General features: G+C 71.1%; 11 protein-coding genes. 9 read left to right on the top strand and 2 right to left on the bottom strand.

The genetic code is table 11. The features are described from left to right. Positions 1-446 precede the first annotated feature (446 nt). Positions 447-755 (bottom strand): hypothetical protein, encoded by a 309-nt coding sequence (locus ACFYW5_RS09820; protein WP_389416414.1) that lies wholly within the window; start codon positions 753-755, stop codon positions 447-449. 235 nt (positions 756-990) lie between these two features. Here ACFYW5_RS09820 and ACFYW5_RS09815 point away from each other — a divergent pair, with 235 nt between their 5' ends. The 8 genes from ACFYW5_RS09815 (at position 991) to ACFYW5_RS09780 (ending at position 9,137) form a co-directional block, all read left to right on the top strand. Next, the gene (locus ACFYW5_RS09815; RefSeq protein ID WP_389416413.1) at positions 991-1,353 is read left to right on the top strand and encodes an arsenate reductase family protein; all 363 of its coding nucleotides are present in this window, start codon (positions 991-993) and stop codon (positions 1,351-1,353) included. Between the two features lie 74 nt (positions 1,354-1,427). After that, complete coding sequence (locus ACFYW5_RS09810; RefSeq protein WP_389416412.1) at positions 1,428-2,282, top strand: hypothetical protein; 855 nt, start codon at positions 1,428-1,430, stop codon at positions 2,280-2,282. A gap of 139 nt (positions 2,283-2,421) precedes the next feature. After that, positions 2,422-3,075 carry a hypothetical protein gene (locus ACFYW5_RS09805; RefSeq protein WP_389416411.1) on the top strand — a complete coding sequence of 218 codons (654 nt, stop codon included), beginning with the start codon at positions 2,422-2,424 and terminating at the stop codon, positions 3,073-3,075. Between the two features lie 262 nt (positions 3,076-3,337). Next, on the top strand, positions 3,338-4,366 hold the full coding sequence (glnII, locus tag ACFYW5_RS09800; RefSeq protein ID WP_389416410.1) for a glutamine synthetase: 1,029 nt from the start codon (positions 3,338-3,340) through the stop codon (positions 4,364-4,366). Between the two features lie 126 nt (positions 4,367-4,492). Then, positions 4,493-5,521: an NAD-dependent epimerase/dehydratase family protein gene (locus ACFYW5_RS09795; RefSeq protein ID WP_389416409.1), complete on the top strand. Its 1,029-nt coding sequence runs from the start codon at positions 4,493-4,495 to the stop codon at positions 5,519-5,521. Between the two features lie 51 nt (positions 5,522-5,572). Further along, positions 5,573-6,826: a sensor histidine kinase gene (locus tag ACFYW5_RS09790; RefSeq protein WP_389416408.1), complete on the top strand. Its 1,254-nt coding sequence runs from the start codon at positions 5,573-5,575 to the stop codon at positions 6,824-6,826. Continuing rightward, positions 6,811-7,467: a LuxR C-terminal-related transcriptional regulator gene (locus ACFYW5_RS09785; RefSeq protein ID WP_389416407.1), complete on the top strand. Its 657-nt coding sequence runs from the start codon at positions 6,811-6,813 to the stop codon at positions 7,465-7,467. The genes ACFYW5_RS09790 and ACFYW5_RS09785 overlap by 16 nt, the downstream gene beginning before the upstream one ends. A gap of 137 nt (positions 7,468-7,604) precedes the next feature. Further along, positions 7,605-9,137 carry a DUF1996 domain-containing protein gene (locus tag ACFYW5_RS09780; protein WP_389416406.1) on the top strand — a complete coding sequence of 511 codons (1,533 nt, stop codon included), beginning with the start codon at positions 7,605-7,607 and terminating at the stop codon, positions 9,135-9,137. 68 nt (positions 9,138-9,205) lie between these two features. Here ACFYW5_RS09780 and ACFYW5_RS09775 read toward each other — a convergent pair whose 3' ends face one another. After that, positions 9,206-9,607: a hypothetical protein gene (locus ACFYW5_RS09775; protein ID WP_389416405.1), complete on the bottom strand. Its 402-nt coding sequence runs from the start codon at positions 9,605-9,607 to the stop codon at positions 9,206-9,208. A gap of 101 nt (positions 9,608-9,708) precedes the next feature. Here ACFYW5_RS09775 and ACFYW5_RS09770 point away from each other — a divergent pair, with 101 nt between their 5' ends. After that, positions 9,709-10,209 (top strand): tetratricopeptide repeat protein, encoded by a 501-nt coding sequence (locus tag ACFYW5_RS09770; RefSeq protein ID WP_389416404.1) that lies wholly within the window; start codon positions 9,709-9,711, stop codon positions 10,207-10,209. Positions 10,210-10,222 lie beyond the last annotated feature (13 nt).

The raw sequence follows: 10,222 nt of genomic DNA, 5'->3' as shown, positions 1-10,222 counted from the left end.
TCCCGACGGCGCTGGAACGGGAGTTGCGGGTCGAGGACCTGGGTCGGGCTGGCTGCTGGCACGGCCTGGAGCGCGGGCGCGGGTGGGTCGGGGTCCGCTTGAGCGGGAGCTGACGGGGTGAGGGCCGGGGCGGTCGCCGTCCGCGGAGTGCGGGCCGGGGTGCGTGGGGGCTGGCCCAGAGTGGGGGCTGAGGTGCGGGTGGGGGTGACTCCCGACGGCGCTCGAACGGGAGTTGCGGGTCGAGGGCCCGGGTCGGGCTGGCTGCCGGTACGCCTGGAGTGCGGTGAATCCGGGCTCCGCTGGAGCGGGAGTTGGCGAGGCGAAGGGAGACAGGGGGCGGTCGCCGTCCACGGAGTGCGGGCCGGGGTGCGGGTGAAGGTGGATTCGCTTGCCCTCACCTGCGGGGTGCCGGGTGCCTCGCGGAGGCAAGGCGCCCGGCATGGGGCTCAGCGGTTGTAGCGCATGAACGCCCGCACCATGTGGCACGTCGTGTCCGACGGGGGATGGATGCCGATCTGCTCCGCGGTGTCGCGGATCGTCTCGTTGCGGGCCTGGTTCGGGACGTAGACGCCCGAGTCGAGCAGGGCTATGGCGAGGCGCATGGCCTTGAGGCGGCGGTTGTGGGTGACGTACCACTCGCGGGGGCGGCCCGCGGGCAGCGGGCGCTTCTCCAGCGGGACGTACGGCAGGTCCAGCAGGACCGGGCGCTTCGCGGTGGACTGGGTCGGCTTCGGCTTCAGTGCGGCAGCGGGCACAGGCATCCTCCTGTCGCGGTCAGGGCGCCGTCCGTCCGGACGCTCCGGCGACACCCTCGAACACTGCTTCCAGTCTACCGCCCACCACTGACAATCAGCAGAACGCCTCCGCCATCAAATGCCCTGGTGAGAAAGGGAATTGGCGGTCTGCCACAGCGGATCCGGGAGGGGCTCCTGGGGCCACAGGAAATCGAACAGAGGTGACTTGCGCCCCCATCCGCTTACCGTTGCCCTCATGGAGATCTGGATCAACCCCGCCTGTTCCAAGTGCCGCAGCGCCCTCACCGTGCTGGACGCCGAGGGCGCCGACTACACCGTCCGCCGCTATCTGGAGGACGTCCCGAGCGAGGACGAGATCCGCGCCGTACTCGACCGGCTCGGCCTCGAACCGTGGGACATCACCCGCACCCAGGAAGCCGCGGCCAAGGAGCTCGGGCTGAAGGAGTGGACGCGGGACGAGGCTTCCCGCGACCGGTGGGTCAAGGCGCTCGCCGAGCACCCGAAGCTCATCCAGCGCCCGCTCATCACCGCCGACGACGGCACCGCGGTCGTGGCCCGCACCGAGGAGGCCGTACGGGACGCACTGTCCCGAAAGTGACGCGGGCGCACGGTTGTTGAGGGTTTGTCGCTCGGCGTGAACGGCGGCCGGGCGCCCTGTTACCCTCCGCCGCCATGACGTCCCCCGAGCACGGAACGCCGTACGGTCATCCCGGCGGCCCGTACGTGTACCCCGGCCCCCCTGACCCGCACGCCGCCTGGGTCGCCGAGCAGGAGCTGATACGCCGGCGGCGCCTGCGCCGGACCGCGGCCGGGGTCGCGGGCGGAGTGCTGGTCGGGGCCGTCATGGCCGGAGCCCTGCTGCTCGTGGGCGGCGACGGAGAGGACCCGGCGGTGGCCGCGGACACGACACCGAGCGCCGCCGCCGAGCCGTCCGACACCGAGGGTGTCCCCCGCGTCGACGCCGGCACGCCCTCCGGCGTCCCGAGCGCGCTGCCCTCGCTGCTGGAGCGCCCGATCATCAGCGCCGACCAGGCGTTCCCGCGCGAGACGGTCACGCTGGAGGACGGCTCCACCTTCGAGCGAGTCGACCGCGCCACCACCACCGACTGCGCGCGCGGGATGTCGCAGGCGCTGGCGGAGCTGATCGAGCAGGGCGGGCCGTGCGCTCGGATGACCGCGGCCCTGTTCACGGACGCGGACCGGCGCTCGCAGGTGACGGTCTCGGTGCTGAGCTTCGAGCGCCCCGAGGACGCCTCGCGGGTGTTCATGATGGCCTCCATGGACCCGGTGACTTACCAGGTCGTCTCGCTGGACCCGGCGCCGGAGGCGGGGCTGCCGACCGTGCCGCCGGGGTCGCCGGGGCTCTTCGAGCGGCTGATGACCGTACGGTCCGTGGTGTTCGCCAACGGGCAGTGGGGCGACGGCTCCGAGACCCGCCAGGAGGAGCTCACCCGTCAGACCCAGGGGCTGCTCCAGTACGTGAACGACGACGTGGTGGCCTACGAGGACGCCGCACCCCCGGAGTGACCCAGCGGGAGTGAATCAGCGGAAGTGGACAACTCCCTTGTGGCACAGGTCACTTCGATCACTCCCGCAACCCCTGAGCAACTTCGTTCGGTATCTCGTACCTAGCGGCATACAGCTCCCCACCTCCCAGGAGGCGCGTATGTCACGCAGGAGAACCCTCAGCACGAAGAAGAAGGTGGCGCTGCTCGTCAGCGCCACGACGGTGGCGGGCGGCGGTGCCTTCGTCATGGCGAGCACCTCCAACGCCGCCCCGCCGAAGACCGCCGCGGAGTCGAGTGTCTGCCAGGGACTCGCCACCGCCCTCGGCAACAATCTGCGGTTCATCGAGGAACAGCGGGCCGAGCCCGACGCCCAGTCGGCGGCCCGGATCACCAACCGCGAGGCGGTCGTCGCGCAGATCAAGGTCCAGCAGGAGGCGTCCGGGTGCGTCGTCGGGGAGTCGGCTCAGGGCTCCCAGGCCGCGCCGCCCGCCGCGCCGCCCGCCCAGTCGCAGCCGCAGCCGCCGGCGGAGCAGGCCCAGCCCTCGCAGCCACCGGCGGAAGCCGGGCAGCAGGTCTGCAACGGCTCCACCGTCACCCTCTCCGGGGAGGGCGGCGCCCCGGCCGCGTCCAGCAGCCAGTTCCCGGCCGGCACCAAGCTGAAGGTCACCAACCTGGACAACGACAAGTCCACGACGGTGGAGGTCACCTCGGTCTCCGGCTCCTGTGTCCTGCTGAACAACGCGGCCTTCGAGCAGGTCCGCGAGCCCGGCAAGTTCCTGATCCGCCGGGCCGTGATCGAGAAGGTCGGGTGAGCTCCTGACCTGCTGAGGCGGAGCGGCGACCGGCTGTACCTCGGGGGGCAGCCGGTCGCCTCGCCATGCCCCTCGTCGCCGCGGGTACGGCTCACAGCGTGAGACGCACCACAGCACCACCAGGTAACACGGGGTTCACATGGGAGCAATGACCGGGAAATCGCCTGTTGACAGGCTCGCGGGCATCAACGCGGCGCCCCAGTGCCGCAGCGCCGCAGCACCCGCAAGTGCGCCTAGAGACCCACCCCGAAGGATGTGGCCCGTGAGCTTCAAGGCTGAGTACATCTGGATCGACGGCACCGAGCCGACGGCCAAGCTGCGTTCGAAGACCAAGATCATTGGCGACGACGCGAAGGGTGCCGAGCTGCCGATCTGGGGCTTCGACGGGTCTTCCACCAACCAGGCCGAGGGCCACGCCTCGGACTGCGTGCTCAAGCCGGTCTTCTCCTGCCCGGACCCGATCCGCGGCGGCGACGACATCCTGGTCCTGTGCGAGGTCCTGAACATCGACATGACCCCGCACGCCACGAACACCCGTGCCGCGCTGACCGAGGTCGCCGAGAAGTTCGCCGCCCAGGAGCCGATCTTCGGCATCGAGCAGGAGTACACGTTCTTCAAGGACGGCTACCCGCTCGGCTTCCCCAAGGGCGGCTTCCCGGCCCCGCAGGGCGGCTACTACTGCGGCGTCGGCGCCGACGAGATCTTCGGCCGTGACGTCGTCGAGGCCCACCTGGACAACTGCCTGAAGGCGGGTCTGGGCATCTCCGGCATCAACGCCGAGGTCATGCCCGGCCAGTGGGAGTTCCAGGTCGGCCCGCTCGCCCCGCTGGAGGTCTCCGACCAGATGTGGGTGGCCCGCTGGCTGCTCTACCGCACGGCCGAGGACTTCGGCATCGCCGCGACCCTCGACCCCAAGCCGGTCAAGGGTGACTGGAACGGCGCCGGCGCGCACACCAACTTCTCCACCAAGGCGATGCGCGAGGGCTACGACGCGATCATCACCGCGTGCGAGTCGCTCGGTGAGGGCTCCAAGCCGCTCGACCACGTCAAGAACTACGGCGCCGGCATCGACGACCGCCTGACCGGTCTGCACGAGACCGCCCCGTGGAACGAGTACTCCTACGGCGTCTCCAACCGCGGTGCCTCGGTCCGTATCCCGTGGCAGGTCGAGAAGGACGGCAAGGGCTACATCGAGGACCGCCGCCCGAACGCCAACGTCGACCCGTACGTGGTGACCCGGCTGATCGTCGACACCTGCTGCGCCGCCCTGGAGAAGGCCGGCCAGGTCTGATCCGGCACTGCCCGGCAAGGGGCGCCCGCCGTCATGGCGGGCGCCCCTTCCGCATGCCGGGCGGCGGCGCTCTGCTGACGGCAGACGCCTGTTCCCCTGCGCGCCCGGGCCGGGCAGAGTCACCCCATGAGACTTCTGGTGCTGGGTGGTACGGAGTTCGTGGGGCGGGCCGTGGTCGAGGCGGCGCTCGGCCGGGACTGGGAGGTGACCGTCTTCCACCGGGGGCGGCACGAGGCCCCGGCAGGGGTCAGGGCGCTGCACGGCGACCGCACCGCCCCGGGCGGGCTCGCCGCGCTGGAGGAGGGCGAGTGGGATGTCGTCGTCGACACCTGGTCGGCGGCGCCGAGCGCGGTGCGGGACGCCGCACAGCTGCTGCGGGACCGCGTCGGGCGGTACCTGTACGTGTCCAGCTGCTCGGTGTACGACTGGGCTCCGCCCGCCGGTTACACCGAGGCCGCGCCGACGGTGAGCGGCGCCTCCCCCGACGCCGGGCAGACCGCGTACGCCGAGGACAAGCGGGGCGGCGAGCTGGCGGTGCTGGACGCCTTCGGCCCCGACCGCGCGGTGCTGGCGCGGGCCGGGCTGATCATCGGCCCGTACGAGAACGTCGGCCGACTGCCCTGGTGGCTGAACCGTACGGCGCGCGGCGGACCGGTGCTGGCGCCGGGGCCGCGGGAGCTGCCGATCCAGTACATCGACGCCCGTGACCTCGCCGACTGGCTCCTCGGCGCCGCGGAGCAAGGGCTGAGCGGCCCGTACAACCTGATCGGCCCCTCCGGACACGCCACGATGGGCGCGCTGCTCGACGCGTGCGCGGCGGTCACCGGCGGTACGGCCGAACTGCGCTGGGCCGGGCCGGAGATGATCCTGGAGGCCGGGATCGAGCCGTGGGTCCAGTTGCCGGTGTGGGTGCCGCCGAACAGCGATCTGCATGCCGCGCTGCACGGCGCCGACGTCTCCCGGGCCGTGGCGACGGGGCTGCGCTGCCGTCCCGTCGAGGAGACCGTCGCCGACACCTGGAGCTGGCTGCGGAGCCTCGGCGGGACGGCGCCGATGCGCGCGGACCGCTCGACGAAGGGGCTCGACCCGGAGGTGGAGGCGAAGGTGCTGGCGTCGCTGGATGGTCCCGGTGGTGTACCTGGCGACACCCCCTGAGCGGGGGCCCGGCCCCGTGACCCGGCCCCCGGGCTGGTCCAGACTTGCGCCATGACCACCACAGAGACGCACAGCAGGGCCCGCGGCATGATGCTCGCGGCGGTACGGGGACTGGGGCTGGCGCTGGTGCTGCTGCCGGGGGCGGTGCTCTGCTTCACGCTCTCCCTGGTGTCCATCGCGCTGATCCCCATCGGCGTCGGGATCGTCACCACGCCGTGGGTGCTCACGGGGGTGCGGGCGTTCGCCGACTGGCGGCGGCTCGTCGCGGCCCGGTGGGGCGGGGTGCGGATCCCCCCGGCGTACCGGCCGATACCGCCGGACGCCAACCCCTGGACCCGCACCTTCGCCATGCTCCGGGACCCGGCGACCTGGCGGGATCTGCGGTGGCTGCCGTTCGACATGACGGTCGGCTTCGTCACCGCGCTGCTCCCGGCGGTGCTCGTGCTGTACCCGCTGGAGGGATTCGCGCTGGCGCTGGGGCTGTGGCGGATCTTCCCCGACGGGTACTGGTACGGATTCGTGCCGATCACCGGGCAGGCGTCAGCGTTCGGCGCGGCCGTGCTGGCCGCCGGGTTCCTGGTGCTCGCGCACTTCTACACCACCCGGCTGCTGCACACCCACTTCACGCTCACCCGGGCGGTTCTCGCCTCCAACCAGGGCCGGCTCGCCGAGCGGGTGCGCGTGCTGACCGAGACCCGGCGGGACGCCGTCGACACCTCCGCCGCCGAACTGCGCCGCATCGAACGCGACCTGCACGACGGGGCGCAGGCCCGGCTGGTGGCGATGGGCATGGACCTCAGCACCGTCGACATGCTCCTCGACAAGGACCCCGAGCAGGCCAGGCAGCTCCTCGCGCAGGCCCGCAAGTCCTCCGTCGACGCGCTCGCCGAACTGCGCGACCTGGTGCGCGGCATCCATCCGCCGGTCCTCGCCGAACGCGGACTGGGCGACGCCGTACGGGCGTTGGCGCTGCGGCTGCCGGTGGCCACCGAGGTGACGGTGGAGCTGCCGGGGCGGGCACCGGCGCCGGTGGAGTCGGCCGTGTACTTCGCCGTCAGCGAGGTCCTCACCAACGCGGTCAAGCACTCCGGCGCCGACCGGATCTGGATCGACCTGCATCACGGCGAGGGCATGCTGCGGGCCACGGTCACCGACAACGGCAAGGGCGGCGCGGTGATCGGCGCCGGTTCGGGGCTGGCCGGGGTGGAGCGCCGACTGGGTACATTCGACGGCGTCCTGGCCGTCAGCAGCCCCGCGGGCGGTCCCACCCTGGTCACTATGGAGCTCCCTTGCGCGTTGTCCTAGCCGAAGACCTGTTCCTGCTGCGCGACGGACTCGTCCGGCTCCTCCAGGCACACGGCTTCGAGATCGCGGCGGCCGTCGAGAGCGGACCGGAGCTGCAGCGGGCGCTGGCCGAACTGAAGCCGGACGTCGCCGTGGTGGACGTGCGGCTCCCGCCCACGCACACCGACGAGGGCCTCCAGTGCGCGCTGCAGGCCCGCCGGGACCGGCCCGGCCTCCCGGTGCTGGTGCTCTCCCAGCACGTGGAGCAGCTCTACGCCCGTGAACTGCTCGCCGACGGCGACGGCGGGGTCGGTTATCTCCTCAAGGACCGGGTGTTCGACGCGGAGCAGTTCACGGACGCCGTACGGCGGGTCGCGGCCGGCGGGACCGCGATGGACCCGCAGGTGATCCAGCAGCTGCTGACCCGGCGGGCGGCGGAGGACCGGCGGCCGCTGGACCGGCTCACCCCGCGCGAGCGGGAGGTGCTGGAGCTGATGGCGCAGGGACGGACCAACGCGGCCATCGCGGGCCAGCTCGTCGTCACGGAACGGGCCATCGCCAAACACACCTCCAACATCTTCGCCAAACTGGATCTGGAGGTGTCGGACGACGACAATCGCCGCGTCCTGGCGGTTCTCGCCTATCTGGACCAAGGGCGGTGAAATGACAAGCGCCGAAGGGCAGTTGCGGTGAAATTCGTGGGACTGCTGAACACCCGTGGGACTGCGTCCGTATGGAAGGGAGCCGCTTCACTCCTGTCGGGCGCCTCGCTGCCCCGCAAGGAAGTCAGAGGAGTTCCATGGGACGCAACACACGAAAACGCCGTACGCCGCTGGCCACCAAGGCCATTGCCGCATCGGCGGCCCTAGCGCTCGGTGGGGGCGGGCTGATCTGGGCGAACTTCTACGCATCCGCGCACGAGTCGGGCCCGGACCAGAACCGGACGAGGTCCGCCGGCGCGCAGATCGCCACCATCGACTGCCCGGACGTCGGCCAGAAACTCACCGAGGTGCCGGGTCAGGCCCGTGGCGAGGTCGACGGCGAACTGGCCACGATGGACCAGCAGATCACCGAGGCCTACCAGCGGCTCGCGACGACGCGTGACGCCCAGGCCCGGGACGCCGCCTTCGTCCAGAACGCCATCCTCCAGCCGCTCAAGGACCGGCGGAAGGTCCTCATCGACCGCATCCAGCTGGAGATCAACCGCGTCGGCGGCAACGCCTCGGAGGACCTGGACAACCTGTCCGGCTGCACCGGCACGCCCGCCGATCAGCCGCAGACCAACGACGGCGGGACCGGCCAGGACCAGGGCGGCGACGGCGGTCAGGACCAGGGCCAGGAGGGGGACGGCCAGGATCAAGGTGACGGCCAGGACCAGGGCAACGGCGGACAGGCCGGCAACGGCCCGACCGCGGACGACTTCGTCGACATCACCCAGGTGCAGGCCAACGCCCAGCCGGGGGTCGGCGCCAACGGTCTGAAGGCGAACGGCAGGTCCGGTTCGCGCGGCAGCTTCACCACGAAGTGCGGCACCAACAGCAACGACAACCACAACACGGACAACGTGATCGTGGCCCCGGGTGTCAGCAACGGCGCCCACCACCTGCACGACTACGTCGGCAACCAGAACAACGACGCCTTCGCGAGCGACCAGGACCTGGCGGGGGCGCAGACCACCTGCCAGAACCAAGGCGACCGGTCGTCGTACTTCTGGCCGGTGCTGCGTCTGCAGGACGGTACGCAGGACTTCGACCAGAACAACGCCGGTGGCGGCACCGAGGGCAACGTCGGCAAGATCCTCGAACCCGTCCAGGCCCAGCTGAAGTTCGTCGGCAACAAGCGAGGTCCGGTCGTCGCGATGCCGCAGGCGCTGCGCATCATCACCGGCGACGCCAAGGCCTTCGTCAACGGCAACGCCAACGCCAACGTCAACTGGAGCTGCACCGGCTTCGAGAACCGGGTCCAGCTGAAGGACAAGTACCCGATCTGCCCCGAGGGCAGTGACGTGGTCCGCACGACCAACTTCCAGAGCTGCTGGGACGGCCAGAACATCGACAGCGCCAACCACCGCACCCATGTGGCGTTCGTCCAGGCCGACGGCACCTGCGCCAACGGCTTCAAGGCGATCCCCCAGCTCCAGGTCCGGCTGGTCTACGACGTTCCCCCGCCGACCATCGAGAACGGCCAGGTGGTGAACCCGTACGCGGTGGACACCTTCCCGGAGCAGTTGCACAAGCCGATCACCGACCACAACGACTTCATCAACTTCTTCTCCACGAGGCTGATGAACAAGATGGTCAACTGCATCAACAACGGCCAGCGCTGCCAGTGACACCGCTGCCGGTGACGCCATGAAGAAGGCCGGCGGTGAGGATTCCTCACCGCCGGCCTTCGCGTGTCTCAGTGGCCGCCGGTGTGCACCGAGTGGTCCGTGCCCTCCTCGATGTCCCCGCCGAGCGTCTCGCGCAGCGACGTCAGGGTGCTGGTCTCGTCGCCCACGGCCACCCACTTGCGGCCGACCAGGTAGTGACCGCCGTAGTCCTTCGCGCCGTTGATCCACTCGCGCTGGCCGCGGTCGGTGGCGAAGGTGGCGAGGATGAACCTGCCGTCGGGGTTCTTGCAGATGGCCTGCCGGATCTCGTCGGCGTCGGTCTGTATGTCGGGCGCGCACTTCACCTCTGCGGCCAGTTGCTCCAGGCTGCCGGACGCCGTCTGCGGTACGGCCGCCTCGTCACCGCCGGAGCCGCACCCCACGAGCGTCAGCACCGCCACCGCCGCGAGCATCGGTCGGGTCACCTTCATCAGTTCCTCCATACAGGGGCCTCCCGGTGGATACGGCTCCCGCGCGCGGAGCACTCAAAATACCGCTGCCCCGGTGCCCGCCCGCGTGCGAGAGTGCTGCGGTGGACCAGGACTGGGAAGACCGCGTGACCGCCGCCTGGGCGGGCTTCGAGAACTGCACCGAGGAGGAGGCGGACGACTTCCGAACCGTGATCGACGCCCTGGTCGCCGAACTCCCGGACGACAGCCCCCTCGGCCCCTTCGAGCGGGCCTGCGCCTGGGACTCCACGGGCCACTCCGACCGGGCCGTGCCGCTGTACCAGGAGGCCCTGGCGCGCGGGCTCACCGGCTACCGGGGCCGCCGGGCGAAGATCCAGCTGTCCAGCTCGCTGCGGAACATCGGGCGGGCCGAGGAGGGCGTCGCGCTGTTGACGCCCGAACTGCACGCACCTTCGGACGAGTTGGACGACGCGGTACGGGCCACCCTCGCGCTGTGTCTGTCCAGCCTCGGCCGGGACCGCGAGGGGCTTTCCCTGGTGCTGGGCGCGCTCGCGGCCCATCTGCCGCGCTACCAGCGGTCGATGGCGAACTACGCGCGGGCCCTGGTGGAGCCCGGCGGCTGAGGTCACCCGGTCG

Source organism: Streptomyces sp. NPDC002779, assembly GCF_042888685.1.
Classification (GTDB): Bacteria; Actinomycetota; Actinomycetes; order Streptomycetales; family Streptomycetaceae; genus Streptomyces.
This window is presented reverse-complemented; position numbering and strand designations above follow the sequence as displayed.